Origin of the sequence: Moritella sp. F3 (assembly GCF_015082335.1) — a bacterium.
Taxonomy (GTDB): domain Bacteria; phylum Pseudomonadota; class Gammaproteobacteria; order Enterobacterales; family Moritellaceae; genus Moritella.
Genome location: NZ_BLRL01000019.1, coordinates 44,896 through 71,689, shown reverse-complemented (window position 1 = coordinate 71,689; position 26,794 = coordinate 44,896). Strand labels below are relative to the sequence as shown.

The window sequence follows — 26,794 nt, the reverse complement described above, 5'->3', positions numbered from 1 at the left end:
GAAGGATTCGAACCTTCGAAGGCTGAGCCGTCAGATTTACAGTCTGATCCCTTTGGCCACTCGGGAACCCCTCCACAAGTACGAAACGGATAGTATCAGAAAATGTCTGTTTGTGAACAAAAAAATCGAATTAATAGCTAAATATTTGGAAAATTAAGCCGATAACTTATTAGTTGATAATTTAGCGGCAAAATTTGGTTGTTCTGCGCGCAATTCTGTACAAGAGGTAACTTATTTACGTTCAATCGATACGACAACATGCTTTAATTGATGAGCTGCAACTTGGCCAGCAATTAAATAAATGTGCTTTAAATGGTGATAGAGCAAAATTTGCTTTGCTATTAAGTATGTTGTCATCTGACATTTCTGATCAGAAACAAATCGAGATTAAACAACCTGTCGTTGATACGTCAGCGTACGATGCTGCCCGTATGGTTCGTTTTAACGAGTATGCGGCCACTAACAATATGGCGGCGATGCGTTTAGAAATCTGCTTTTCGCCAGAAGTAGGTGTTGCTGTCGGTGATACTAAATATGTCCCTGAGTCTGTTGTACAAAATTCGTCACATTTATTACAACAAAAACTAGCGCATGCGACGTTAATTAAACCGACGATGAATGAGCTTGCGCAAGCTGGATCACCATCAGCCCCCCTTCAAGATCCACTTTCTCCTGCTGATGTCGCGTCAAGTACAGCTAATTTACTCGATGTGCTTAACAGCTATGATGCTAGCAAACCATTGAAAATTAGAGAATACAGCTAACCTTTATCATTCATTCAATATCGATACTTATATAAGAACGGTTTTATATAAAAAACCGGTCTAAAGCATCGCTTGCTAAAAAAGGTGCTTAAGCTCTAAAATAACGGCATAAGGTGATGGGGTGCCACCTACTTAACCGCCAATATCTGGCTGATGACTCCTATTAAATTTGAGAACAAGTGAATCTGTAAAATAGCATCGAAGTAATAGAACTGCGTTATGCATACTATTAACTGAAGCGTTATTTAACCTGTAATGATGCCTTGTTTTCCTAAATCTAATAGGATAATTGTATGCACTACTCTTCTGAAATCCAATCAATGTGCCCGATTCAACGCGGCGATCTCCACGCATCAGCACCAATTCCAATCGAAGGTCGAATGATCAATCCTAAAGCAGTGATTGCGATCTCTGGTTTAAGTCATGGCGTCGGTACATGTGCGCCACAACAAGGTGCAGCCAAACTCACGCTAAATGTTAAAGCAGGTATTATTGAAGAAGCCTTAATTGAAACGATAGGCTGCTCTGGTATGACCCAATCAGCGGCTATGGCGGCAGAAATAATTACCGGTAAAACAATACTTGAAGCCATGAATACCGATTTGGTCTGCGATGCAATTAATGTTGCGATGCGTGAAATATTCCTCCAATTTGCTTATGGTCGTACGCAATCTGCTTTCTCTGAAGGTGGGTTAGAAATTGGCGCGGCTTTAGAAGACCTTGGACAAACTCAACGTAGTCAAATTGGCACGAGTTATGGCACCAGTGCAAAAGGCGTTCGGTATCTGGAAATTGCCGAAGGTTATGTCACTAAATTAGGCTTAGATGATCATAATGAAGTGATTGGTTATGAATACGTCAATCTTGGGAAGATGATGAAAGCGGTTAGTAAGGGTTTACAAGCTGACGAAGCGATGAAATCTGCTACTGGGCAGTATGGCCGTTTTAACGATGCAGTTAAAACCATTAATCCACGTGAAGCTTAACCTGAGGGCACTATTATGACTAATCACACTATTACAAACCACTCTATTACAAACTCAGTGATGACAAACCAAATTACCGCATTATTAAACGAAATGAACTTGTCTTCAATTGATGAAGCTTATCAATACTGCCTAGCTAAAGGCATCGACTCTAAAGCGTTAGTGATGGAAACCCAGCCTATTGCATTCGATAGTGCTGCTGAAGCATATACCATTGGCACTGCATTAGCGTTATATCGCGAGGTTAGTTCCGCTGAAGAGGCCGCCAATATTATAGGTGAAGGACTACAAGCATTTACGAAAGAGGGCAGTGTCGCTAAACAACGTCAAGTTGGACTGGGTCATGGCGCACTTGCAGCGCGATTATTGAATGAGAAGAGCCAATGTTTTGCATTCCTTGCAGGCCATGAGTCTTTCGCCGCGGCAGAAGGTGCTATCAAAATTGCGCTGAATGTGAATAAATCACGCCAATCACCATTGAAAGTGATCCTGAATGGCTTAGGTAAAGATGCCGCTTATCTTATCTCGCGTATCAATGGCTTCACGTATGTTAGGACACAATTTGATTATGATACAAATGAGTTAAAAGAAGTGAGCCGTCGTGCATTTTCAACGGGACCTCGCGGTGACATTCTTTGTTATGGCGCAGATGATGTGCGTGAAGGTGTCGCGATCATGCACACTGCGGGTGTTGATGTGAGCATTACGGGTAATTCGACAAATCCAACGCGATTCCAACACCCTGTTGCCGGTATTTATAAATCAGAATGTATTCGCACGGGTCATCCTTATTTCTCAGTAGCATCTGGTGGTGGTACAGGCCGTACTTTACATCCGGATAATGTTGCGGCAGGTCCGGCATCGTATGGCATGACAGATACCATGGGACGCATGCATGCTGATGCACAATTTGCGGGCAGCTCATCAGTCCCATCTCATGTTGCGATGATGGGATTTATTGGCATGGGGAATAACCCGATGGTGGGGGCGACTGTTGCACTCGCGGTGACGGTTGATCAGATACTGAATCGATAGCGTTAACTGCTAGCGAGTAACATAAAACCGATGACGCTAAATCATCGGTTTTTTAATATCCGGTTTTAACCTGTCGTGTGTTTACTTAGATACATTATGCCTGTTTAAACATTGTTTTGAATTTTTTTGAGATGGTATACAAGATAAGGCTAGATTGTTACACAGCGTTAACATATTATGACATTATATCAATAAATGTCAGGTTATAACGGTACTTACTTATATCGAGATAACCAAGTTGAATTAACAATGGTGAAAATAATGTCTGATCTCAGTAGTTCTGTTGAAGCAGAAGGCAAGTCAGGCTCGATGCCTCAAGACGATAAAGTCTATGCGCATATCTTTGATGCTATCCTTGAACGTCGTCTGCCGCCTGGTACTAAGTTAAATGAAGAAGCGCTGGGTGATATTTTCAGTGTTAGCCGGACTATCATACGTCGCGCACTATTACGCTTATCACATGAACAGGTTGTGGTCATCCGCCCTAACCGTGGCGCTGTGGTTGCATCGCCTTCTGTAGAAGAAGCAAAACAAGTGTTTATTGCTCGCCATACTTTGGAAGATGCGATAACTAAGTTGGCTGTTACCAATGCAACGAGTAAGCAGATCAATCATTTACGTAAGTTAATCGTCGCTGAAAATGTAGCTACTAAGCAAGGTGATTTAGGTAAGGCTATTCGCTTATCGGGTGAATTTCATTTAAAACTGGCTGAAATGTCAGGTAATGCGCCATTATTTAACTTCCAGCGCAGCTTGGTATCATTGAGTTCACTCATCATTGCGCAGTACGAAGTGGCAACAAGTACCCATTGTGTATTGGATGAACACAGTGGTTTACTTGATGCGATTGAAGCGAAAGATACAGAACAAGCCTGTTTACTCATGCGTGAGCATTTAGAGCACATTGAATCTAAATTGAATTTAGATGGTGAAACGGTTTCAAGTGACCTGCATGTTGTCTTTTCTAATGTCTTAAGTAAAAAATAAAATAAGCGTTTACGCCTCATATTGTATACAAAAAATGCCAAGTTCAGCGTAACTTGGCATTATTATTTCTGCCTCTCTTTTCTATTGTCTTCGTTAATGTTCACTATAATTGTCTATATAAGCGCTAAATTATTTGATTAAATTGTGTCTCAATTGTTATTTTTATGTAACAATAAGTTGACTCTTGAGTCAGGTTTAGAGTTTTTAACACGATTTATGACTTAAAGTTATGATTAATTTAATGATTTAAAATAGCGCTAATAACAAAAATAATAGCAATCAATGTCAATGTTACGGAACAACGCAGGAGGTACGACTTGATTAAGTTTCTACTTAACCAAAAGATGTGTCAGGTATCTGACCTTTCACCCAATACCACGGTACTGAATTTCTTACGCCAAGAAGAAGCGAAGAAAGGTACTAAAGAAGGTTGTGCATCAGGAGACTGCGGTGCTTGTACCGTTGTACTTGGTGACATTGTCGATGGACGGATCCGCTATACATCCGTTAATGCGTGTATTACGTTTGTATCCGCATTACATGGTAAGCAGCTGATCACGGTCGAAGACCTTAAAGCAAAAGATGGTACCTTACATCAAGTGCAGCAAGCGCTTGTTGATTATAACGGTACCCAATGTGGTTATTGTACCCCTGGCTTTGTCATGTCGATGTTTGCATTAAGCAAAAACACGCCTTCAGCCGATAAAGAGGCCATTTTTGAAGCGCTCGCGGGTAACTTGTGTCGCTGTACGGGTTACCGCTCCATTATTGATTCTGCGATGTCTTTGGCTGAACAACCGCACGTTGTTGATGCTTTTGAGCGTTTAGAAGCTGAAACGGTCGCTAAACTGAACACCATTGAACGTCGCGGTACACAAACACTCTCTGGTAATGGTCAAATGGCTTATTCACCAGATAATGTAGCTGACCTAGCAGCATTATTGGTGAAACATCCTGATGCACGTATTGTGGCTGGAGGCACTGATTTAGCCCTAGAAATAACCCAATTCCACCGTCCGATCAATACCCTTATCTCGGTGGGTAATGTCGCCGAAATGAAAGACATCAAAGTAACTGACAGCCATATCGAGATTGGTGCAGCAAGAAGCCTAACGGATAGTTACAACACATTAGCGCAATACTTCCCTGATTTTGGTGAGTTACTGCATCGCTTTGCGTCACTGCAAGTACGTAATCAAGGGACGCTCGGTGGCAACATAGGTAACGCGTCGCCAATTGGTGATACACCGCCAGCCTTAATAGCGCTTGACGCTCAAGTTGAACTACGTTGTGGTAATGACGTGCGTTTGATGGATCTAGACGATTACTTTGTTGGCTATAAGCTTACAGCACAAAAAGCGGCTGAATTTATTAGCAAGATTATTATACCATTACCGACAGACGCGCAAATATTCCGAACGTATAAGCTTTCTAAACGTCTTGATGATGATATTTCAGCTGTACTCGGTGCGTTTAATATTACCTTGAAAGATAACGTTGTTACTGATATTCGTATTGCGTTTGGTGGTATGGCTGCGACGCCGATGCGCGCGCAACATGCTGAACAGGTACTGCTTGGCGCCACGTGGGAATACCAAAATGTGGCGGCAGCGATGCAAGCACTCGCGAAAGACTTCTCTCCGCTCTCTGATTTCCGTGCGAGTAAAGAGTATCGTTCATTAACAGCGAAAAACTTACTGAAAAAGTTTTATTTAGAATTGCAAAATACAACAATTGAAACGCGGGTAACGTCTTATGTCTAATCACAATAAAGTGCAACTATCACAGCAGCAATTGTTAGCGCAAGCGAATGGCACGATCAAAAGCGGTGTCGGTAAAAATGTGAAACATGACAGTGCTGGTATTCAGGTGACAGGTGAAGCGATTTATGTAGATGATCGCCTTGAATACCCAAATCAATTACATGTTTATGCACGCATGACTGATGTGGCACACGCCAACATTATCAAGATAGACCTAAATCCTTGTTATGAATTTGACGGTGTTGAATTAGCGATCCAGGCGAAAGATGTCCCTGGTGAATTAGACATAGGTGCTATTTTACCGGGCGATCCATTATTAGCAGATGGCAAAGTCGAATATCTTGGACAAGCTGTTATTGCGGTTGCGGCAAGCTCGATGGAAATAGCGCGCCAAGCAGCACAAGCAGCAATTATTGAATATGAAGAATTACCAGCCATTTTATGTGTGGAAGAAGCATTAGCTAAAAAGAGCTTTGTGACTGAATCGCATCAACAAAAACGCGGTAATTCGGCAGCAGCATTATCAGCAGCTAAGCATATTCTAGAAGGCAGTATTCATATTGGTGGCCAGGAGCATTTCTACTTAGAAACGCAAGCAGCGTCAGTGATGCCAACCGAAGATGGTGGCATGATTGTTTATGCTTCAACGCAAAATCCAACGGAAGTACAAAAGTTGGTGGCGGAAGTGATTGGCGTGCCTATGCATAAAGTCGTGATTGATATGCGCCGTATGGGTGGCGGTTTTGGTGGTAAAGAAACGCAAGCTGCAGGGCCTGCCTGTCTGTGTGCAGTATTTGCTAAGTTAACAGGGAGACCAACTAAGATCCGTTTACCGCGTGTTGAAGATATGATGATGACAGGTAAACGCCATCCGTTCTTTAATCAATATAAAGTGGGCTTTAACGACGATGGTCAAATCAATGGCATTGAAATTATTGTCGCGAGTAACTGTGGTTATTCACCGGATCTTTCTAGCTCGATCACGGATCGTGCGATGTTCCATTCTGATAACGCCTACTATTTAGGTGATGCGACTATTACTGGTCATCGTTGTAAAACCAATACGGCATCAAATACCGCATTCCGTGGTTTTGGCGGCCCGCAAGGTATGATGACCATTGAACATATTATGGATGAAATTGCTGGCAAGTTAGGTAAAGATCCACTCGATGTGCGCAAAGTGAATTTTTATGGCATCGAAGACCGAAACGTTACGCATTATTATCAAAAAGTAGAAGATAACTTTATCCATGAGCTAGTGGCTGACCTTGAAGCGACAAGTGAGTATGCACAGCGCCGTAAAGCGATTGATGAATATAATAAAACAAGCCCAATTCTGAAAAAAGGTATTTCGTTAACGCCGGTTAAATTTGGTATTTCTTTCACGGCGACGTTCTTAAATCAAGCGGGCGCATTACTGCATGTTTATACTGATGGCAGTATGCAGTTAAGTCACGGTGGCACCGAAATGGGTCAAGGGCTTAATACTAAAGTCGCGCAGATTGTCGCGCAAGAATTCCAAGTGGACATTGATAATATTCAAATTACGTCGGCTAATACTAGTAAAGTACCGAATACTTCACCAACGGCGGCGTCATCTGGCACTGATTTAAATGGTAAAGCTGCGCAGAATGCCGCTCGTACCATTAAACAGCGTCTGATTGATTTCTGTGTAGCGCATTTTAGCGTGACGGATGAAGAAGTTGTCTTTAGTAATAATACCGTGACGGTTCGTGAACAGATCATGACGTTTGCAGATCTGATCCAATTGGCTTATTTCAATCAAATCTCGTTATCGAGTACTGGCTTCTATAAAACACCAAAGATCTATTACGATCACGCGACAGCGAAAGGGCGTCCATTCTATTATTTTGCTTATGGTGCATCTTGTTCGGAAGTGTTAATTGATACCTTAACAGGAGAGTACAAAACGCTACGTGTGGATATTCTGCATGATGTTGGCGCGTCACTTAATCCTGATATTGATATAGGCCAAATCGAAGGTGGCTTTATCCAAGGCTTAGGTTGGTTAACAACTGAAGAGTTAGTCTGGAATGACAAAGGTAAATTAGCGACAAATGGCCCTATGGGTTACAAGATCCCTGCTATTGCTGATACACCGATTGATTTTAGAACCCATTTAGTTGAAAACCGCAGTAACCCGGAGCAAACGGTTTACAACTCTAAAGCGGTCGGTGAACCACCATTTATGCTTGGCATGTCTGTGTGGAGTGCATTGCGAGATGCGGCAGCGAGCGTCGCAGACCATCAATATATACCACATTTAGATACGCCAGCAACACCTGAACGCGTACTGTGGGCAGTGCAAGAAGCTGAAGATTATTTACACCTAAACAGTCAGGCTAGTACTGTACAAGAAACACAAGCGACTGAGTCCAAAGTCACGACGGTGATAGCTTAGGTTTGAAACGCCTAGCGGCTTATGTATGTGGCTAGGTCATGTACTAGGTTATGTGGCTTAGCAAGGAGATGGATGATGTTTGAAGACAATTGGATTGACCCACTTGCGGCGCTAAAGCTGCGCGGTGAAGCATGCATCATGGTCACGGTGCTTGAGCATCACGGTTCAACACCGCGAGATTCGGGTACTAAAATGTTGGTAACACAAGACAAGTTATATGCCACCATTGGCGGTGGCCATTTAGAACATCTTGCCACAAAAATGGCGCGTGAAATGCTAGATAGTGGTAAAGATTCGCTTGTCGTCGAACGCTTTGATTTAGGTGCACGCTTAGGGCAGTGTTGTGGTGGCAGTGCTACCTTGATGTTTGAACCCATTGGCCAGTCACTACAGCATTTAGTGGTGTTTGGGGCTGGACATGTAGCAAAAGCGTTGTTGCATGTTGTCGCGACCTTGCCATTCCGTGTCACTTGGATTGATGAACGTGATGAACAGTTTCCGGCGCAATTACCTGATAATGTCACTAAATTATTGAGCGATGATCCCGTTGGCGATGTGCGTGATATGCCTGCTGACAGCTATTATCTTGTGATGACACATAATCATCAGCTGGATTTTGATTTAGCCAAAGCCATTTTAAAACGTGGTGATGCGAAGTACTTTGGCATGATTGGCTCACAGACTAAGAAAAAGCGTTTTCAGCATCGACTACGCGCTCGTGATTTTAGTGATGTGCAGATTAATCAAATGATCTGTCCGATTGGTATTAGTGCGGTGGTGGGTAAACATCCCGCTGAGATAGCGATTTCAGTGGCGGGTGAGTTGATTGCAATTTATCAAGGCCGCGCATTAGAAAACAAACAAAAACCTAATCTAGTGCAAGTTAATAGTGACATCGCTAAGTTAGCCTAGTAATCGACAGTGTATAATTATAGACAGGCTATCTCGAGAGTATTAGGATAGCGCGAGATATGATGCAGTAGCATAATGAAGGAAGTTTTAAATGAATACAATTCGAACAGCATACCGATCAGCAATATTACATAGCATTGGCGATCCCGATAAAGTCGGTATGGAAAATTCGTATGAATATTTCGCCGATGGCGCGATGATCATTGAAAATGGTATCGTCCAAGCAATCGGTAATGCAGAGCAGATCCTGGCTAATGAAAGCAGCGATATTGCAGTTAAAGTCTTTGAAAACAAGATCATTACATCGGGTTTTATTGATACCCATGTGCATTACCCACAGACGGGCATGATTGCGTCGTATGGCGAACAATTATTGGATTGGTTAAATAACTATACCTTCCCAGCGGAAGGTAAGTTTAATGATCCTGAACATGCGACAAAAGTGGCTGAGATCTTCTTACAAGAGTTAATGAGTAACGGTACGACGACGGCGTTAGTATTCGGAACTGTACATAAAGCATCGGTTGATAGCTTCTTTACGCAAGCTGAATTGCGTAATTTACGTATTATTTGCGGTAAAGTTATGATGGATCGTAACGCACCAGATTTCTTAACCGATACCGTTGAAAGTTGTTACGAAGACAGTAAAGAGTTGATTGAACGCTGGCACCACAAAGGCCGTTTACACTATGCGGTAACGCCTCGTTTTGCCCCGACAAGTACGCCTGAACAACTTGATGTAGCGGCGCGTTTGTTAAGTGAATATCCAGATCTGTATATGCATACGCATTTATCTGAAAACTTGAAAGAAATTGAGTGGGTTAAGGAGTTGTTCCCTGAGCGTACTAACTACCTTGATGTATACGACCACCATGGCCTGTTAAGTGAACGTTCGGTATTCGCACATGGTATTCATTTGTGTGATAGTGAGTGTCAACGTTTGGCTGATACGGGTTCTGCCGTGGCTTTCTGTCCTACTTCAAACCTATTTTTAGGTTCGGGTCTGCTCGATTTACCGCGTTTAGAAAAATTCGGTGTCAATGTTGGCATGGGAACGGATGTGGGTGCTGGTACTTGTTTCTCGTTACTATCAACGATGAATGAAGCATATAAAGTAATGCAGTTGCAAGGACAGGCGTTAAGCCCGTTTAAATCGCTTTATCTCGCGACTTTAGGCGGTGCAAATGCATTACGTCTAGAAGATAAAATTGGTAACTTAGCCGTAGGCAAAGAAGCTGATTTCGTGGTATTAGATTTGGCCGCTACGCCGTTACTTAAATTCCGTATGGATAACTCAACTTCACTAGAAGAAAGCTTGTTTGCATTAATGTTGATGGGTGATGATCGTGTTGTATGTGAAACATATGTATATGGTGAAAATCGTTATAGCAGCCTGTAACATTTAAGCTAATGATAGAGCGGTAAACTGACGAGTGTACCGCGCTATTTATTAATTTTCATTTCTACCTTATCTCTTCTACATCTTTCTGATTCTGAGTTAACTGGCACAAGCCTCAATCCAATTTGATAGGCTCTTCGCCTGATTTAAAGCATCAAAGTTATCTTCTATATTTAATCGTGCTAAACGTCTCATATCTTCACGTTTTTCTGGTGAGTAATTGATAAATTTAGTAATTGCTAGACTCAGCGATGGGCTATTTTTTTGTTTTACAATCAAGCCAGTGCCTGGCGCAACAATCTCTTTGCAACCCATTAAATCGGTGGTGATCACAGGAACACCGACCGCCATCGCCTCTTTTAATACTAAAGGGCCAGTATCGACACAGCCTGAGTGTGATACACAGAATGGGGCGACGAGACAATCAAAGCGGGCTAGATTCTGGCTGACCCAGTGGGACGATTTAGCGCCATGGAAATGAACGAACTTTGACAACCCTAATTGATATGCTTGCTGTTGTAAGTTTGTACGCAGCTCTCCATCTCCAATAATATCTAGGGTAATCAGCTGGGATGTATTTAATTCTGCGAGACTTTGGAGCAAGTAATGGAGTCCTTTTTGTTCAACTAATCGACCTAAGAATACCAGTTTAATTGGGGTGCCATCTTGGGGCTTATTAAGTGATAAAGTAGGCGGTTTAAATTCATTGGTTTTCACCCCGCAATGCAACAGCTTTATCTTATCGTTGTTTATTTTTCTTAAATCATTTTCCATATCTTTGCACACTGCGACAACAAAGTTGCTGTTATTGACCTTTAAATCGACATCAAACGGGGCTTCATATAGATCATGGCCATGGGCGACAAAGGAGCTACTGATCCCCATCATTTTAGCTGCAGTAATCGCATGTGTACAGGTATGCTGAGCAAAGTGAGCATGGACATGATTAACGCCTGCTTTACGCATTTGTAGAGCAAGTTTGAGACTATATTGGAATAGCGACAATTTAGGCATTGAACGTTGCTTAGCGATGAAATGTAATGCTTTAAATATCCCAATTGGACTGAGTGTATAGAGTAAGGAAAAGTATATTTTTTCGCCGATAACATGAATATCATAGTTGAATGTTCCACAGTCTGGATATTTTATAAATGTCATGACACATACATCATGTCCATTAGCACGAACAGACTCAACTTCTGTTCGAATAAATGTTTCACTCAGTACAGGGTATGACGGGGCTAAAAATGCCACTTTTTTCATTCTCACATCCACTTTATGCATACGTCCATCTATCCCTGTGTATTTTAATGATAATAATCATTGTACTTACATTCAAAAGTTAATTTATTAACTAGGCTTATCAACATGACTAGAACAAAACGAATGCCTCTAACTAATAATAGTATTTATCAGGGCAATTGTTTTTGAGAACGCGAAATACAGGTATCAGTAAGTAACATAGGGGTGGGGATGGTATATACAGTTTCTGTGATTATTCCGAGTTATAATTGTTTGGCTTATTTGCCAAAAGCGATAGAGAGTATTTTGCAGCAAGGCAGAAGTGATGTTGAGATCATTATCGTGAATGATAATAGCACAGATGGAACAGCTCAATATCTTGAATCTTTAAGTCAACAGGAATCGTGTATTCAGGTTATTACGACCAAAGGACTTGGTGCTTCAGGTGCGCGAAATATGGCGATAGAACAAGCTGCTGGGGAGTACATAGCTTTTTTAGATGCGGATGATTATTGGTATCCAGACAAATTAACGGCGCAGTTAGCCTTACATGAGGCTAACCCCAAAGTAGCAATGTCTTTTACTAACTATGACCATGTTAATGAGCAATATCAGTATATTGTTGATTGCTTTGGTTATTGGCAACAGTTCACTCAGGTGGCAACCCCCTGTTATTGTATCAAACAACCTTTAGCGCAAGTGCTAGCCCATAATGTGATTGGGACATCAACGGTCATGATGAAGGCGTCGGTGTTTAAGGCGGTTGGCATGTTTGATATCAATATGACTTATTGTGAAGATTGGCAGTTGTGGCTAAAAGTATGTGAGCATTTTGAAGTGGCGCTATTAACTCAAAGCTACACGGGTTATCTCATGCGTGGTGATTCGGTTACTCAAACTGACAGTAAGCGTTTACAGCATCTTGAATGTATCGAACATATTATTAGTGATTATAAACAGCGTGAGCTTGGGTTAAGTAAGCGTACGTTTGCTTTGGCGGATGCCAAGCTCAAGGAAGGCTATGCAGATTATTATAGAACACAAAGAAAATTTATGAATGCGTTGTATTTTGAGGGTTATGCGTTCTTGCTTAACCCTCAAATTAGGCGTATTAAAAATGGCTTAGGGGATATAAAAAAATTAATCTTAAGTCCAATTCGCTCCTATTTTTAAATAGCGGATGTTAAATAAATAGCTTTAAATCAGAGTCTTTAACTGGCTTCAGGTACAGTACTGTTGCCACTAGATTGTACATTACAGCCTTTTAGAACTAATTGGCTGATGAGGTGTGCAGCATCATCATAATCACTTGCTGTTAGCGATGACTTACCCATTACGGCGTTGATCTGCCAGCTAAAGTCAGCATAAGTTTGTGTCGAAGACCAGATCATAAACAATAAGTGATGTGGTGATACGTTGTCCATTTGGCCCGCGGCAATCCATTGGCTAAATTTGTCGAGTAAAAAGGTACTCTGATTCATTAAACGTTGGCGTATCTCTGGTGACAATAATGGTGAACCACGCATGATCTCGTTGGCGAATACTTTCGATGCATAAGGGTAATCGCGTGAGATGAGTAGCTTAGTCTTAATGTATTCGGTTAAGGCTATCGCAGGGTTATCGATCGTTTCAATTGGATGAGTTGCGCTGAGTAATGGTTCAATGATCGTTTCTAATACAGCTGAGTATAGTGTCTCTTTATTACCAAAGTAATAATAGACGTTGGCCTTAGGTACACCGGCAAGTTTCGCGATATCAATGGTTTTTGTTGCTGCGTAACCTTCACTGGCAAATACTTGACTTGCAGCCTTTAAAATCTTTGCTTCGTTTTTCTTCCGTATGGTAGACATACTTATATTCATCCCTTCGTAATGATTGATATAAAGTTATAAAGATTTACAAAAAAGTAACAAAATACACATTAAAACTTGACCTTGTGGTCAGCTTTTTGTTTAATGGTCTTAGCACGGACACTCAAGCTTCGCACGAGTTTGAGTTTTATGTTTACTTATTTGGCAGGGGTATTTTAATTCCTTTCGACCGCTTGCCTAGCAACAGCTATTTGAATTTTTTATATCAAAGAAGTAAGTATACTTTATCCTGAAATTTCCAGCTAGGTTGGTTATGTATTCAGGCGTAATAATTTTTGACTATTACGGCAGGAGTAGCGTTTGCTACTCCTTTTTTTTACCTAAAATTTAGGGGTAAAGTTGTAATTATTGATAATGTGATCGTATTTTTTATGTAAGTCTTGAATTTGTAGCAGTAGATTTTTATTTTTTAAGCTAAGTTGTTGCTGGCTATAGTCGAGTGTTGACGCGGATTCCTGGCTTATTGTCAGCTGCTGCTCTAGTTCGCTAATGTGTTGTAATAAGGCTATTTGGCCGTGTATTTCTGTTTGCTGGCTTTGTAGTATCTGCGCTTGTAACTTCGCTCTTTTTTGTTGCTGATTTAAGCTATTTGGTGCGATGACACGGATAGGTATTTGCGGTAAAAATGGGGTGTTTTTTGAATCGGTCTTAATTTGTAATAATGAATTGTATTCAATCAACTGCACTTTTTGGCTGTTGAAGTGCATCCGTGGCTTGGCTGTCGTGATACTTTTAAGACTATCATTACCTTGCTGATAACCTGGTAATATAAGCAGGCTTCCGGTTTTGAGTTTATTTTTATTTTGGCTAATAAAGGCCTGTGGGTTGAGTCGAAAAATCATATCTATGTATTGGTCTTGTGAGGTATTTTGGGGTGCCCGTTGTTTTGCTATCGATGTTAATGTTTCTCCTTTGCGAACGGGTCCATGTTGTAATTGGCTATTCACTCCGGCGGTTAATTGATTAACAATAATATCTTGCGAGGGATTACCTTGTGGCATGTGCGCTGGTGAGACATGCGCATACACTTGACTCACCGTGATGCTATAGCCTATGACCAATTTAAGCCATTTAGCGAGTTTAAATCGGCTATGTAATAGGTGTCCATTCAACATTTTATCGCCTTAAATTATCATCCATAATGATAATAATATTAGCGTATATTTTTCTTGTCGCTGCTTGTAGTTGATGTTAGACGCTTATTTTTCATTCTTTATGGAGTATTAAGGTGGCCGCATCCCATTGCTGGCTAAACTCGATAAACGCAGTGATTAATTCACTTTTGTATTTCTGTTTATGAATGATGATCTTGTACTGGCGTTCTAATTTTTTATCGAGTGTTAATATTCTGACTCGGTCATTGGCTAAAGCGTGAGTCGCACTGAATTTAGACACACAGGCAAGTCCTAATCCGGCCGCGATAAAGTTAAGTTGTGCTTCAATTGAATTGAGCTCGTAGGCGAGTTGCCATTGTGAGATCGAAGGTGCGATGTGACTTTCAAAAAATGCACGGCTACCTGAACCTGGTTCTCGTAATACCCACGCATTGTCTGTTAAATCGGCTAGGGTTAAGTTGGTCTTTTCCAATAAGGGGTGATCCGCGGCGACAATGATACACATTTCATCTTTGAGCCAAGCAAGCGTCTCGATGTCACTGTGATTAACATCTCCTTCGATAAGACCAATATCTAAGCGATAATTTAGTATCATATTAGCAATGTTAGCACTATTACTAATATGCAAGGTTTGCTGTGTGTGTGCTGTTTTCTGTCTAAATTGCGCAAGCAGCCAAGGACATAATTGGTTACCGATGGTCTCACTCGCGCCAATCGCGAGTTCACCGATCAATTCGCCGGATTGCTGAAATAAAGTATCAATACTTGCTGCTCGGTGAAGTAATTCATCGGCAATAGGTAATAAACGCTGGCCGTAGGGGTTTAGATGTAAACGGTTATTGGTCCGGTCAAACAATTGTAGCCCCAACTGGTTCTCGACCTCGCTCAACGCCATGCTTACAGCCGCTTTCGTTAGAAATAAGCTTTTTGCGGCGTGGGTAATACTTTGCTGTTGGCTCACAGCAACAAAGACACGCAGTTGTTTTAATGACAAATTCATACTTGTTTAGATTTCCTTAACGTTATATTAAAAATATACAGCTTTTCTTAACGAAAGGCTAGGCTTATAATTACCGCATCAACAAGTGAGGTGCATTATGTTAAGCCAAATAAAAATAAATTATAAATTATTACCAACACCAGTAGCTGGTCTTGCCTTGGGTATATCTTCATTAGGGGCTCTCTGGGAGTCGGTTTATAGCTTCAATGGTTACATTCAAACAGCGACGGCGATTGTTGCAGCTGTAATTCTATTTTCGTTATTATTACGTTTTATAATTCACCCTACAACACTGTTGAATGACCTGTCTCATAATATTGTTGGCAGTGTGATACCTACATTTGCAATGGCGACAATGGTGGTATCAAACTCACTAATTACCTCGTCACCAGCATTATCGACGACTATATGGCTGGCAGCTATTGTTGTGCACCTTGTGTTTTTGGTTATGTTTCTTTATCACCGTTTTCAAGACATGCAACTAAAGCATATGCTGCCGAGCTGGTTTGTGCCTCCAATTGGTTTGATTGTTGCGGTGTTTACCTGTCCTCAACCAGAAAAATTTGAGTCTATCTGTTACGCGATTTTGGTTTTTGGTCTTGTTAATTACGCAATTTTACTGCCTATCATGCTTAACCGCCTTATTTTTGGTGAGAAAGTACCTACTGGTGCAAAACCATCAATTGCATTAATAGCTGCACCTGCGAGTGTATGTCTAGTGGGGTATTTAGCTTTTGTATCTCAGCCATCACCGATTATTGTCGCAGTACTGTTAGGTATTGCTTTATTGATGACCTTGGTTACCTATATCGCATTATTACATTTATCTAATTTAACTTTCACTCCTGCTTTTTCTGCTTTTACCTTTCCTTTAGTGGTGAGTGCTAAGGGTATTTTTAGCACTGGCGATTGGTTTGCGAGTATCGGTATTGCAGAGCAATATATTACCCAGCTACATGTGGTTGCTTTGTTTGAACTGTGGGGGGCAACGGCTATCGTGACTTGGGTTAGCGCAGGTTATTTAAAAGTTTTTATCCAAAAACTAAAGATGATGTATATTGAACATAAAGTAGCTATTGAGCACGCACTATAGCGAACGGTATGGTTATTAAGTGTATTTAATAAGGGGATGGTGATAAAGTAACTTTTTACCGTGACCCCTTTTTTTTGAGTCTACTCTAATGTTTATAGAACAAGATATTACCGAGATTACTGCAGGTACTTACATTGAAAAGATCACCTTGCAAACTGGTAGTTTTAAGCTGACAAAACCGGAGTGGGTGAAAAATGATGTGGTGTTAAACAAATTGATTGAATTGGGTATTAAACGTGTACTCGTCGATTCATCAAAGTTTGATGCTCAGATGGCGGCCGATACAGCCGCTTTAAAAGCCAGTATGTTTGGACGTAAGCAAGAGTTCAATGTGAAAATGGTGCAAGCCAAAGCCCTCATTTCAACGTCTAAAGACGTGCAAAGAAAGCTATTCAAGCATATCGAAGAAGGAACTGAGATTAATCTTTGTTCAGTTAAAACGCTGACCTCTGAGTTAATCGATACGTTGTTCACCGATTCTGATGCATTAATGTGTGCGATCAATATCCGCCAAAAAGATGAATATTTGTTAGAGCACTCTTTTGCTGTATCTATGCTGATGGCCTTATTCTGCCGTCACCTTGGTATTGAAAAAAGCATTATTAGAGAATTAGCGATAGGGGCATTTTTACATGACATTGGTAAGATACGCACACCAGATGAAATCCTCAATAAGCCAGGTAAATTAACGAACGATGAATTCGCTATCATGAAGTTACACGTTAACCACTCTATTGATATCATTAAATCGATTCCTGGTATTTCTAAACTTAGTTTGGATGTAGCCGGTTTACATCATGAGAAATTAGACGGGGAAGGCTATCCTTATGGTTTAGCTGGACAGCAAATCTCTCGCTATGGTCGTATATTGACTATCTGTGATATCTACGATGCATTAACGGCAAACCGCTGTTATAAAACAGGCTCTACTCAGTTAAAAGCATTTGGTATCCTGCGTAACTTGGGACAAGCTGGGCAAATAGATTTAAGCTTGGTTAATGCCTTTATTAAGTGCATGGGAGTCTATCCCGTAGGCTCACTGGTTAAATTGAGTTCTAATCGTTTGGCGATCGTTGAAGGCTATAATCACGCCGACCCAATCCGCCCGAAAGTAAACTCGTTTTACAGCTTGGATAAATGTGATTTTGAACATGCAAATCAGATTGATTTATCGATGGGTGATGATGAAATTGCCCAGTCGGTCAGAGCGGATGATTTTAATTTAGACATGGAAGAAATCATGCGTTTCTTAGTGAGCGAAGCATAATACTTACAAAATAATACCAGCAACATCTGATGTGCAGCTGGTTGTTATAATCGTCGACTCTATAACAGCCGATTCGTTAAGCGCGCGCTAATCGCAATCATCAGGTTGTAAATACCTGCAAGTTTATACCGCACTGTGTGTACAAGTAGAGCTGACAATACCCCCATGACTGATGCGGCTGCAATATCGAAAGGATAATGTACGCCGATATATACCCGAGATAACCCACCTATAATGGCGAATACCGTTAACCCTAATGCGAATTTCTTTGTTACTTGATGACACAATAAACTAAAGGCGATACAAAACATAAATGTAGTATGATCTGAAGGGAATGATGAATTTGGCGTATGCGCGACAAGCGTAGTCCCCAAGTCATTCATAAAAGGACGTGGGTGAAAATAAACTTGTGCAATAAGCGTATTGATCGCGATACCAACAACTGATGCTAATGTTGCGCCAATAAGATAACGTTTCGTTTGTTCGTCACAGCGAAACCACTGGACGATGACTAAGATGATAAAGAGATAGGGCATCGCTTCAGCAAAAAACATGAAAATGTAATCAATGAATTGGTTTTGACCTGCGAATTGATTGATGGCTAAAAAGAGTTGGCTATTTAACTGTTCCATTACGACCGCTTATAATTATTTTATATAGCGCTAGGACACACTTAATGGGTTTTTGTTCCATTAAAATTGAAAATCCCGACTTATGCTGTAAGCAGCACAGCAAGTCGGGATTTATTTCTCTTTATTGTTAGCGACGAATTATTATTTACTACGTCTTATATCGCTATATTTTAGCGCCTTGATTGATCCAGTTTACAACGACGGTACGTTCACCATCCGTCATTTTAGTGATATTACCTTGTGGCATGACGCGATTGCGCACAGCTGATAAGACCCTGTCTGAGTTCAGTTTAATGTTCTCAGGGGTATCAAGATGAACACCGGCCATTGGTGCAACACCTGTTGTTGCATGACACACTGCACAACGTTCAGCGACAATCGTTTGAACTTCACTAAAAGCCACTTGTGGGGCGCTGCTATCTACAGTTGGTTTCGTCACAAACGCCAACGTGATCATTGCAAACGCGGCGAACGGTAATGTCCATGCGTATTTCTGATTGAGATGGCGAGTATTAAAGTAATGACGCACTAATACACTGATAATTGATACTGCAGCTAATATTAACCAGTTGTATTCACTACCATAAGTACTTGGGAAGTGGTTACTGATCATAATAAACAGCACGGGTAATGTCAGGTAGTTATTATGGCGTGAGCGTAACAGTGCTTTGGCTGGATCTCTTGGGTCTGGCGTATCACCTTTTGATACAGCGGCAACCATTTTACGTTGACCTGGCATTATCACAAAGAATACATTTCCGACCATAATAGACCCGATCATTGCACCGACATGGATATAGGCTGCGCGACCAGTAAATACCAGTGATAACCCATAAGCAACAGCGATGATCATCACCATTAATACTGCGCCCATCAAGGCTGGTTTTTGTGCTAATGGTGATTCACATAATAGGTGGTAAACAATCCAACCTACGACGATAGTCGCGATACCAATAGCGATACCTTGCCACTCGACTAAACCTGATTCTGGTGCAATCAGCATAGATTGGGCATTGAAGTAATAAACCACGGTTAATAGTGAAATACCACTTAGGAAAGTCGTGTACGCTTCCCATTTAAACCAATGTAATGTTTCAGGCATTTTTGCTGGTGCGAGTTTGTATTTCTCTAAGTGATAAATACCACCACCGTGAATAGCCCAGAGGTCGCCAGCGAGTCCTGTTTTTGGATTGATGCGATTAAGATGGTTTTCTAGCCATACAAAATAGAATGAGGCACCGATCCAAGCGATACCAAAAATCATATGCATCCATCGAATCGCAAGATTCAGCCATTCCGTAATATGCGGATCCATAAATACTCCCTGTATATAGTCACGTACTGAGTACGCTTAATTTAATATGATAATGTGAATTACAATTCGGTTAATTCTTAAACTGGATACGCTGGTTTTGCAAATATGCGTTTTTCAGCATCAGTGAAATGAACTTCTTCACAGTTATTTCCCGAACCTGCGCGATCGACGATCAAGAATTTATCTTGGTCGGTTAGTGCGAGGATAGGGTGGTGCCAAACTCCCTTGTGATAGTTGACACCTTGTGAACCATCGCTAATAAAACCACGAATGGTTTGGCTATCTAATCGATCTTGTTCTAGATCGCCTGTTGGCGCGGCGACTAAAATTAAATAAGCATTACCAAGTAAAGGAATGAAGGCTTGCGAACCCAGCGGGTGGCGTTCCATCATAGTTACCGATAGTGGGTAAGCTAATGGGGTCGCTTGGAAAATACTGATAATAGTGCTACCACCCTCTGTTTCAGTATCGACACTCGCAAGTTGATGATAACGACGGGTTGAACCATTGTTGATCATGAAGTAATCACGGTCAGCCGTTGCGATCACATCGCCATAAGGTTTAAATGCTGCAGCAGTTAATGGTTCAAGTGTTATTGTGTTAGTCATCCTTCAGTCCTTTATATTGACAATATGTTTGTTATTACTTACAAAGCTTGGTCATTATTTTGGCTCTGCTATTTCGATACAGTGCCAAACATACGCACACGGCTAATGCCACCGTCAGGGTAAATGTTCACGCGGATATGCGTAATATCGCCGAGTGCATTCACTTGTTCCTGATAGGTATGGATATTATCTGCAGATAATTTTTGTGCTGGTAACAGTTCACGCCAGAATAAGCTCTGCGCTTGGATCTGTTCTTCCGTACCACCTGCCACACAAGCTGCTTGGATGTTGACTGAATCAGGGAAGTTACCTTTAAAGTGCGCAGTATCTATTTCGATGCGATTAACACTGCCTTTATTACCTAATGCGATAATTACCCAGTCATTACCTGGTGTACGACGACGAGCCGTTTCCCAGCCGTCACCCATGTTGATACCACGGCCTGGGTTTAATAAGTTGCCCATGACGCCAAAGTGTTCATCGTTACACGCAATCGCACGACCGCCATTAACGGTTGCAGCAAGATCGATCTCTTGCTCGGCGCTGATGTCATCCCAGTTGATACTTGGCTTACCGTAAACACGCAGGCGTGCTACGCCACCGTCAGGGTAGATGTTAAGACGCACGTGAGTATAAACTGTATCGCCAGCTAGGCTGAATAGGTGTTCTGTATCACCTTGGAGTGACTCTGAACCGAGGATCTCGCTCCATACTGTGCTTTCTTGTGGATCTTGCCCATCAGCTACAAAGCAAGCATCAACTGAGGCTGAAGGTGCGTAGTTACCAGTGAAGTTTGAAGTATCAATGTTTAAACCTTCAATCGATCCCGGTAAACCCAGACGTACGATACAGTAATCATAACCTTCATGACGTTTGCGACGAGATTCCCAACCGTCCATCCATTTACCGTTGTCATCATATAAATCAGGAATGAATACAGCAGCTTCTGTTTTTAACATACGCTGCTTATCAGCAAAGAAATCATCGGTAGCAAAAATAGCTTCAGCACCTAATTTTTCATCTGCAAGGTTAATATGGCGGTCAAAGTTTAATTCAGTAGTCATTGTAGTCGTCCTTGTTATAAGTCGTTTAAGCGAAATGCAGCTATTTTGTTTATTTCTAATAATGCTTGCTTGAATTCGGTGTCGGCATCATTTTGGATACGACGTTTAAAGTCAGCTAAGATTAAAAAACGGTTGGCACCACGCACTGCTTTGATAAACGGGAAGTTGAATTTCGCTTTATAAGCATCATTGAGTTGCGTGAAACTGTTAAACTCTTCTGCTGTACATTGATCTATCCCTGCACCTGCTTGCTCTGAGGTCGAGGCTGTTGTAAGTTCACCATTTACGGCTGCACGGCCTGCTAAATCGGGATGGGCATTGATCAGTGCCAGCTGTTGTCCATGGCTAGCGGCGAGTAAAATGTCCGCCATGCATCGCTGTAATGAAGCTATGTCATCGATACTGCCATCAATAGTTTGATGCTGATATTGCTGATATGCCTTTTCTGCAACCCAAGGGCTGTGCTCATAAATATCCGCAAACAGGGCAATAAAGTCGGATTGCGTTAGCTGACTTGGGGTGCAAGTTTTAAAGTGTGTCATGTTAAGATCCCTGATATGGATGATTTTCAATCCAGTGGTTGGCAATTTGTTCACGTGTGCATAACCACACATCATCATGCTGTTTTACGTAGTCTAAAAAGCGCTTGAGTGACGCAATTCGCCCTGGTCTACCAACTAAGCGGCAATGTAAGCCCACTGACATCATTTTTGGTGATTCAGCACCTTCGGCATACAGGATGTCGAAGCTGTCTTTTAAGTATTGAAAGAACTGCTCGCCACTGTTAAAACCTTGCGGAGTAGCAAAGCGCATATCGTTAATGTCTAAGGTATATGGAATAACTAAGTGTGGCTGATTGTTGGCTTTAACCCAGTACGGTAAGTCATCATCATAAGCATCTGAGTCATATAAGAATCCCCCTTCTTCAGCGACTAAGCGACGGGTATTTGGACCTAATCGACCGGTATACCAGCCTGTTGGACGTTTACCTGTTAATGTTTTAATAATATCGATAGCTTTATATAAGTGCTCGCGCTCTTCGGCTTCATCGATGTATTGATAATCAAGCCAACGATAACCATGACTGCATATTTCATGATCCGCAGCGACAAAGGCTTGTGCCACTTCAGGGTGTCTTTCTAGTGCCATTGCGACTGCGAATACAGTTAATGGTATTTGATATTCTGAGAATAAGTTTAATAAACGCCAAACACCAACGCGGCTACCGTATTCATAACAAGATTCCATGCTGAGGTTACGTACACCTTGTAGTGGCACCGCTCCAGGCATTTCCGATAAAAAGGCTTCAGATTCACTATCGCCATGTAGAACACAACGTTCACCACCTTCTTCGTAATTAAGCACAAATGAGATTGCCAAGCGTGCTTTGTTTGGCCAATTAGCATTTGGAACATCTTGGCCATAACCAATAAGGTCTCTGGGATAGGCAACAGTCATCATGACTCCTTGTCATTAGTATATTTTGATAACAACTCTTTATGTTATAAATAAGTAATTACGCTGTTAAACAATTATTGCAATTATTGTGTACAAAATCCATATGTTTTTGTAACAAAGTTGCAAAGGTTAGTTTTGTACCTAATTAGAGAGTTTTAATTGACGTCTTATGGGTAGTTTGTTGAGGGATGTTCGATTTATGCTATCCATTAGTGATAATTCTGAGATATTCGTACAATTTATTTGTGTTTTTTAAGATTTAATTAGATTAATGATTTAACTTTTAGCTGTTTTTCTGTAATCATGTGAAACATGATGTTAACATTTTGTATCGCATTATGTATGCATTCTTTATTTTGACGATATTTAAATCGTGATATTCAATAGTGACAGTAAGGTATTTTTGATTATGAGTGGACTCAGTACACATGTACTTGATACAGCCAATGGCGTACCAGGTGCAGGCATCAATATTAAACTATATAGAGTAGAGGCAGATAAATTAGAGTTGATTATCTCGACTGTCACCAACAGTGATGGACGTACCGATGCGCTATTATTGACGAGTGATGAACTGCGTGTTGGTAAGTATCAGCTACAATTTGATACAGCTGATTATTTCCGAGCTCGTGGAACGGAAGTGCCTGAAACTGCTTTTTTAGATGACATTGTTATTCGTTTTGGTATTAGCGATACGCAGGCGCATTATCACGTACCGTTACTGGTATCACCGTTTAGCTATTCCACTTATCGTGGGAGCTAGTCTTTAACAATCACTAGTCTTTAATAATAAACAGTATAAAAAGTAAAATGGGTCAAACCAAAAATAACAAGGAAAGTATGATGGATAAGGCACAACAAGGATCTGAGTTAAAGGGATCATCTAAAGGTGGTATTTTAGAGCGGTTATTTAAACTCTCTGAACATGGCACAACGGTTAAAACTGAGCTTATGGCTGGTTTGACTACTTTCGTTACTATGGCTTACATTATTTTTGTAAATCCAGAATTAATGGCAAAGACAGGTATGGATAAAGATGCCTTAATTGTGGCTACCTGTATTGGTGCTGCAATTGGTTGTATGCTGATGGGGCTATACGCTAACTGGCCTGTCGGTCTGGCACCGGGTATGGGGCTTAATGCTTTCTTTACTTATACTGTTGTATTCGACATGGGTTATACATGGCAAGTGGCAATGGCGGCGGTATTTGTATCGGGTGTATTGTTCGCACTAATGAGCTTTTATAAGATCAGAGAGTGGATACTCGACAGCATTCCACAGAGCTTACGTTACGCTATGACGGCGGGTGTCGGTCTGTTTCTTGGTATTATTGGCTTTAAAAATGCTGGCATTGTAGTGTCTTTTGAACCGACTTTGACGACATTAGGTAACTTTAAAGAACCGAGTGTGTTACTGGCTGCGTTAACCTTCCTTATTATTGGTTCGTTATTCCGTCGTAATTTATTCGGAGCGGTATTAGTGGGTATGTTAGTGACAACGCTTGCTGGTATTCCACTGGGTCTCGTATCTGCGCCGGCGTCAATTATTTCTTCACCACCAAGCATTGCGCCTATCTTTATGGCGATGGATTTCGAACACCTGTTCTATAACGCTGAAGGCATCTTTAATGTAGGTATGATCAGTATTATCATCTCGTTCTTATTCGTGAATATGTTTGATACGGCAGGTACCTTAATGGGGGTCGCGGATAAAGCGAATTTGATTAATGAAAAAGGTGAAATTGAAAACCTGAAGAAATCATTGAAAGCGGATTCAGTATCAAGTGTGTTAGGTGCTTGTGTGGGCTGTCCACCAGTAACATCGTATGTTGAAAGTGCATCAGGTGTGGCTGCGGGCGGTCGAACAGGTTTAACAGCTGTTACTGTTGGTGTGCTATTTTTAGCGGCGACGTTCTTTACTGATATTGCGTTAATTATTCCGAGCTACGCGACTGCGGGTGCACTTATCTTTGTATCATTCTTGATGATGAGTGGCTTGAGCAAAGTTAACTGGGATGAGTTTACGGATTATGTACCTGCTTGTATTACTGCAATCATGATGGCATTTACCTTCTCTATTGCGAACGGTATTGCACTTGGGTTTATTGCTTATACGTTCTTAAAAGTGGGTTCAGGTAAAGCGAGTGAAGTTTCAATTAGTATTTGGGTATTAACGGCAGTGTTTGTTGCTAAATTAGCGTTTATGTAAGCAGAATTTATATAAATAGAGTTTAAAGCAAAAAAAGCCACTGATGTTATGTCCTTATTATTGGACTGTCATCAGTGGCTTTTTTATTTGTACGGTTTTTTGTACAGCTTACAGCTACTTCGCGTTATAAATCGTAGTATCTAATTCTTTTTCTGATTTTGCAATAATCACTGATGCAGCGATGTCACCGGAAATATTAACCGTGGTACGAGCCATATCAAGAATACGGTCGATACCAGCAATCAAGGCTACGCCTTCAACAGGTAAGCCTACGGTAGTAAGCACTAACGTTAGCATGATAAGACCTGCGCCTGGGACGCCTGCGGTACCAATGGATGCTAATGTCGCTGTTAAGATGATAGTGATGTATTCAGGCATACCTAAATCAATACCAAATGCTTGCGCGACGAACAGTGTCGTTACACCTTGGTAAAGTGCAGTACCATCCATGTTGATCGTTGTACCAAGTGGTAGTACAAAGCTTGATACGCCTTTTGATACGCCTAATTTTTCACGCGCACATTTCATTGATACAGGTAACGTACCCGCGCTTGATGTTGTTGTAAATGCCACAACTTGAGCATCCACAATACCGCGGAAATACTGTACTGGGCTTAGCTTCGCAATAAAGAGAATTAACGCGCTGTACACACCGAGTACATGCAAAATACTACCAAGGTAAACAGCACCAATCACTTTCATTAATGGCAGTAATAAGGTTAAACCGTATTTACCGGCAACCCATGCCATTAATGCAAATACACCGTAAGGTGCTAGCTTCATCACCAGATCTGTCAGTTTATACATTGCTTCAGCAAGGCTTTCGAATACTGCAACCGCAGGTTTACCTTTTTCACCAATCAACGTTAAAGAGATACCAAGTGCGACTGCAAATACGATGATTTGTAGTATGTGGCCTTGTGCTAATGCACCGATAGGATTTGTTGGTACTAACGCAACTAAGGTGTCTGCCAATGATGGGGTAGCTTTTGCTGCTTCAGCTTGTTGAGCGACAAGTTCTAAACCTGATCCTGGTTGCAATAGATTACCTAATAGGAGACCTATCGAGATTGCTACAGCTGTTGAGAGTAGATAAAACAACACCGCTTTAAAACCAATGCGACCCATTTTACTGGTATCTTGCATTGAGGTAATACCGACAATGATTGAACAGAACACTAAAGGCACAATCAACATTTTAATGGTGTTTACAAATAACGACCCAATTGGTTTTAAGATCTCGGCGTCTTCACCGAAGATAATCCCGACGGTAATACCGAGGATCATACCAATAACAATTTTTTGCCAAAGGGGTAAGTTAAACCATAATTTCTGGCCTAAAGTGGGGGTATCTAATGATTCAGTATTACTCAAAATTGACGTCCTCTGCTTTCTGTATCGTGATGTGGAGCATAATCTGTTGCGAATTAAGCGACAGTTAGTACAGTTGAGAGACGTCAGTTTATCGGCCATAATATAAATGTAAAGCCATTCGTGCTTTATCTTGAGAAATCTTTAGTTTTATCGACTTTTCACTGTGTTTTTAACAGCTATTGAATCTATTCAGTGCGCTTTATTTAACCAATCGTGGATACTGTTGACGATTCCGTTATTAATATGTAATTATTTCATGAGCTTTTTAATGTCACCGTA

General features: G+C 41.1%; 24 protein-coding genes and 1 riboswitch. Of the genes, 13 read left to right on the top strand and 11 right to left on the bottom strand.

The window, feature by feature from the left end; genetic code table 11:
• Positions 1 to 233: 233 nt before the first annotated feature.
• The 8 genes from JFU56_RS20855 (at position 234) to guaD (ending at position 10,268) form a co-directional block, all read left to right on the top strand.
• Positions 234 to 764 carry a VC2046/SO_2500 family protein gene (locus JFU56_RS20855; protein ID WP_306341626.1) on the top strand — a complete coding sequence of 177 codons (531 nt, stop codon included), beginning with the start codon at positions 234 to 236 and terminating at the stop codon, positions 762 to 764.
• Between the two features lie 103 nt (positions 765 to 867).
• A riboswitch (Fluoride riboswitch) is annotated at positions 868 to 934 on the top strand.
• Positions 935 to 1,057: 123 nt separating this feature from the next.
• On the top strand, positions 1,058 to 1,750 hold the full coding sequence (locus tag JFU56_RS20850) for an iron-sulfur cluster assembly scaffold protein (RefSeq protein WP_198439171.1): 693 nt from the start codon (positions 1,058 to 1,060) through the stop codon (positions 1,748 to 1,750).
• Between the two features lie 15 nt (positions 1,751 to 1,765).
• The gene (locus JFU56_RS20845) at positions 1,766 to 2,785 is read left to right on the top strand and encodes a GGGtGRT protein (RefSeq protein ID WP_198439170.1); all 1,020 of its coding nucleotides are present in this window, start codon (positions 1,766 to 1,768) and stop codon (positions 2,783 to 2,785) included.
• 261 nt (positions 2,786 to 3,046) lie between these two features.
• Positions 3,047 to 3,772 carry a GntR family transcriptional regulator gene (locus JFU56_RS20840; RefSeq protein WP_198439169.1) on the top strand — a complete coding sequence of 242 codons (726 nt, stop codon included), beginning with the start codon at positions 3,047 to 3,049 and terminating at the stop codon, positions 3,770 to 3,772.
• Positions 3,773 to 4,089: 317 nt separating this feature from the next.
• Positions 4,090 to 5,535 carry a xanthine dehydrogenase small subunit gene (gene xdhA, locus JFU56_RS20835; protein WP_242066045.1) on the top strand — a complete coding sequence of 482 codons (1,446 nt, stop codon included), beginning with the start codon at positions 4,090 to 4,092 and terminating at the stop codon, positions 5,533 to 5,535.
• Positions 5,528 to 7,957 (top strand): xanthine dehydrogenase molybdopterin binding subunit, encoded by a 2,430-nt coding sequence (xdhB, locus tag JFU56_RS20830; protein WP_198439168.1) that lies wholly within the window; start codon positions 5,528 to 5,530, stop codon positions 7,955 to 7,957. Before xdhA ends, xdhB begins: the two co-directional genes overlap by 8 nt.
• Before the next feature lie 72 nt (positions 7,958 to 8,029).
• Positions 8,030 to 8,869 carry a xanthine dehydrogenase accessory protein XdhC gene (gene xdhC, locus JFU56_RS20825; protein ID WP_242066044.1) on the top strand — a complete coding sequence of 280 codons (840 nt, stop codon included), beginning with the start codon at positions 8,030 to 8,032 and terminating at the stop codon, positions 8,867 to 8,869.
• 91 nt (positions 8,870 to 8,960) lie between these two features.
• The gene (gene guaD / locus JFU56_RS20820) at positions 8,961 to 10,268 is read left to right on the top strand and encodes a guanine deaminase (protein ID WP_198439167.1); all 1,308 of its coding nucleotides are present in this window, start codon (positions 8,961 to 8,963) and stop codon (positions 10,266 to 10,268) included.
• 99 nt (positions 10,269 to 10,367) lie between these two features.
• On the opposite strand, the gene JFU56_RS20815 is transcribed toward guaD, so the two are convergent.
• Entirely contained in the window at positions 10,368 to 11,552 is a 1,185-nt protein-coding gene (locus JFU56_RS20815; protein ID WP_198439166.1) for a glycosyltransferase family 4 protein, read from the bottom strand.
• A gap of 189 nt (positions 11,553 to 11,741) precedes the next feature.
• Between JFU56_RS20815 and JFU56_RS20810 the strand changes: the two genes are divergently transcribed.
• Positions 11,742 to 12,683 carry a glycosyltransferase family 2 protein gene (locus tag JFU56_RS20810; protein WP_198439165.1) on the top strand — a complete coding sequence of 314 codons (942 nt, stop codon included), beginning with the start codon at positions 11,742 to 11,744 and terminating at the stop codon, positions 12,681 to 12,683.
• Positions 12,684 to 12,721: 38 nt separating this feature from the next.
• On the opposite strand, the gene JFU56_RS20805 is transcribed toward JFU56_RS20810, so the two are convergent.
• From JFU56_RS20805 to JFU56_RS20795, 3 genes are all read right to left on the bottom strand, one after another.
• The gene (locus JFU56_RS20805) at positions 12,722 to 13,360 is read right to left on the bottom strand and encodes a TetR/AcrR family transcriptional regulator (protein ID WP_198439164.1); all 639 of its coding nucleotides are present in this window, start codon (positions 13,358 to 13,360) and stop codon (positions 12,722 to 12,724) included.
• A 341-nt stretch (positions 13,361 to 13,701) separates the two neighbouring features.
• On the bottom strand, positions 13,702 to 14,496 hold the full coding sequence (locus JFU56_RS20800) for a FimV family protein (protein ID WP_198439163.1): 795 nt from the start codon (positions 14,494 to 14,496) through the stop codon (positions 13,702 to 13,704).
• A gap of 91 nt (positions 14,497 to 14,587) precedes the next feature.
• Positions 14,588 to 15,496, bottom strand: a complete 909-nt coding sequence (locus JFU56_RS20795; RefSeq protein WP_198439162.1) for a LysR substrate-binding domain-containing protein — start codon at positions 15,494 to 15,496, stop codon at positions 14,588 to 14,590.
• Between the two features lie 97 nt (positions 15,497 to 15,593).
• On the opposite strand from JFU56_RS20795, the gene JFU56_RS20790 reads away from it, so the two are divergent.
• Both JFU56_RS20790 and JFU56_RS20785 read left to right on the top strand, forming a co-directional pair.
• Positions 15,594 to 16,589 carry a TDT family transporter gene (locus JFU56_RS20790; RefSeq protein ID WP_198439161.1) on the top strand — a complete coding sequence of 332 codons (996 nt, stop codon included), beginning with the start codon at positions 15,594 to 15,596 and terminating at the stop codon, positions 16,587 to 16,589.
• An 88-nt stretch (positions 16,590 to 16,677) separates the two neighbouring features.
• Positions 16,678 to 17,856: an HD-GYP domain-containing protein gene (locus tag JFU56_RS20785; protein ID WP_198439160.1), complete on the top strand. Its 1,179-nt coding sequence runs from the start codon at positions 16,678 to 16,680 to the stop codon at positions 17,854 to 17,856.
• 59 nt (positions 17,857 to 17,915) lie between these two features.
• Here the strand turns inward: JFU56_RS20785 and JFU56_RS20780 are convergent, their stop codons facing one another.
• From JFU56_RS20780 to puuE, 6 genes are all read right to left on the bottom strand, one after another.
• The gene (locus JFU56_RS20780) at positions 17,916 to 18,488 is read right to left on the bottom strand and encodes an undecaprenyl-diphosphatase (RefSeq protein WP_198439159.1); all 573 of its coding nucleotides are present in this window, start codon (positions 18,486 to 18,488) and stop codon (positions 17,916 to 17,918) included.
• 163 nt (positions 18,489 to 18,651) lie between these two features.
• Positions 18,652 to 19,803: a urate hydroxylase PuuD gene (locus JFU56_RS20775; protein ID WP_198439158.1), complete on the bottom strand. Its 1,152-nt coding sequence runs from the start codon at positions 19,801 to 19,803 to the stop codon at positions 18,652 to 18,654.
• Positions 19,804 to 19,880: 77 nt separating this feature from the next.
• The gene (locus tag JFU56_RS20770) at positions 19,881 to 20,411 is read right to left on the bottom strand and encodes an ureidoglycolate lyase (protein WP_198439157.1); all 531 of its coding nucleotides are present in this window, start codon (positions 20,409 to 20,411) and stop codon (positions 19,881 to 19,883) included.
• A 68-nt stretch (positions 20,412 to 20,479) separates the two neighbouring features.
• Positions 20,480 to 21,475, bottom strand: a complete 996-nt coding sequence (alc, locus tag JFU56_RS20765; RefSeq protein WP_198439156.1) for an allantoicase — start codon at positions 21,473 to 21,475, stop codon at positions 20,480 to 20,482.
• A gap of 14 nt (positions 21,476 to 21,489) precedes the next feature.
• Positions 21,490 to 22,017, bottom strand: a complete 528-nt coding sequence (uraD, locus tag JFU56_RS20760) for a 2-oxo-4-hydroxy-4-carboxy-5-ureidoimidazoline decarboxylase (protein ID WP_198439155.1) — start codon at positions 22,015 to 22,017, stop codon at positions 21,490 to 21,492.
• A 1-nt stretch (position 22,018) separates the two neighbouring features.
• The gene (puuE, locus tag JFU56_RS20755) at positions 22,019 to 22,933 is read right to left on the bottom strand and encodes an allantoinase PuuE (protein WP_198439175.1); all 915 of its coding nucleotides are present in this window, start codon (positions 22,931 to 22,933) and stop codon (positions 22,019 to 22,021) included.
• A 409-nt stretch (positions 22,934 to 23,342) separates the two neighbouring features.
• On the opposite strand from puuE, the gene uraH reads away from it, so the two are divergent.
• Positions 23,343 to 23,696 (top strand): hydroxyisourate hydrolase, encoded by a 354-nt coding sequence (gene uraH, locus JFU56_RS20750; RefSeq protein WP_198439154.1) that lies wholly within the window; start codon positions 23,343 to 23,345, stop codon positions 23,694 to 23,696.
• Between the two features lie 80 nt (positions 23,697 to 23,776).
• Entirely contained in the window at positions 23,777 to 25,141 is a 1,365-nt protein-coding gene (locus JFU56_RS20745) for an NCS2 family permease (protein WP_198439174.1), read from the top strand.
• A gap of 114 nt (positions 25,142 to 25,255) precedes the next feature.
• Here JFU56_RS20745 and JFU56_RS20740 read toward each other — a convergent pair whose 3' ends face one another.
• Positions 25,256 to 26,515 (bottom strand): dicarboxylate/amino acid:cation symporter, encoded by a 1,260-nt coding sequence (locus tag JFU56_RS20740; RefSeq protein ID WP_198439153.1) that lies wholly within the window; start codon positions 26,513 to 26,515, stop codon positions 25,256 to 25,258.
• Between the last annotated feature and the right edge of the window lie 279 nt (positions 26,516 to 26,794).

Coding starts and splice junctions, on each gene's coding strand:
- JFU56_RS20805 (WP_198439164.1), bottom strand. CDS start 13,360: ATGTCTACCATACGGAAGAAAAACGAAGCAAAGATTTTAAAGGCTGCA.
- alc (WP_198439156.1), bottom strand. CDS start 21,475: ATGACTACTGAATTAAACTTTGACCGCCATATTAACCTTGCAGATGAA.
- JFU56_RS20770 (WP_198439157.1), bottom strand. CDS start 20,411: ATGACTAACACAATAACACTTGAACCATTAACTGCTGCAGCATTTAAA.
- puuE (WP_198439175.1), bottom strand. CDS start 22,933: ATGACTGTTGCCTATCCCAGAGACCTTATTGGTTATGGCCAAGATGTT.
- JFU56_RS20840 (WP_198439169.1), top strand. CDS start 3,047: ATGTCTGATCTCAGTAGTTCTGTTGAAGCAGAAGGCAAGTCAGGCTCG.
- JFU56_RS20780 (WP_198439159.1), bottom strand. CDS start 18,488: ATGGAACAGTTAAATAGCCAACTCTTTTTAGCCATCAATCAATTCGCA.
- JFU56_RS20800 (WP_198439163.1), bottom strand. CDS start 14,496: ATGTTGAATGGACACCTATTACATAGCCGATTTAAACTCGCTAAATGG.
- JFU56_RS20790 (WP_198439161.1), top strand. CDS start 15,594: ATGTTAAGCCAAATAAAAATAAATTATAAATTATTACCAACACCAGTA.
- uraH (WP_198439154.1), top strand. CDS start 23,343: ATGAGTGGACTCAGTACACATGTACTTGATACAGCCAATGGCGTACCA.
- JFU56_RS20795 (WP_198439162.1), bottom strand. CDS start 15,496: ATGAATTTGTCATTAAAACAACTGCGTGTCTTTGTTGCTGTGAGCCAA.
- JFU56_RS20775 (WP_198439158.1), bottom strand. CDS start 19,803: ATGGATCCGCATATTACGGAATGGCTGAATCTTGCGATTCGATGGATG.
- JFU56_RS20850 (WP_198439171.1), top strand. CDS start 1,058: ATGCACTACTCTTCTGAAATCCAATCAATGTGCCCGATTCAACGCGGC.
- JFU56_RS20845 (WP_198439170.1), top strand. CDS start 1,766: ATGACTAATCACACTATTACAAACCACTCTATTACAAACTCAGTGATG.
- guaD (WP_198439167.1), top strand. CDS start 8,961: ATGAATACAATTCGAACAGCATACCGATCAGCAATATTACATAGCATT.
- xdhB (WP_198439168.1), top strand. CDS start 5,528: ATGTCTAATCACAATAAAGTGCAACTATCACAGCAGCAATTGTTAGCG.
- JFU56_RS20745 (WP_198439174.1), top strand. CDS start 23,777: ATGGATAAGGCACAACAAGGATCTGAGTTAAAGGGATCATCTAAAGGT.
- uraD (WP_198439155.1), bottom strand. CDS start 22,017: ATGACACACTTTAAAACTTGCACCCCAAGTCAGCTAACGCAATCCGAC.
- xdhC (WP_242066044.1), top strand. CDS start 8,030: ATGATGTTTGAAGACAATTGGATTGACCCACTTGCGGCGCTAAAGCTG.
- JFU56_RS20810 (WP_198439165.1), top strand. CDS start 11,742: ATGGTATATACAGTTTCTGTGATTATTCCGAGTTATAATTGTTTGGCT.
- JFU56_RS20785 (WP_198439160.1), top strand. CDS start 16,678: ATGTTTATAGAACAAGATATTACCGAGATTACTGCAGGTACTTACATT.
- JFU56_RS20815 (WP_198439166.1), bottom strand. CDS start 11,552: ATGCATAAAGTGGATGTGAGAATGAAAAAAGTGGCATTTTTAGCCCCG.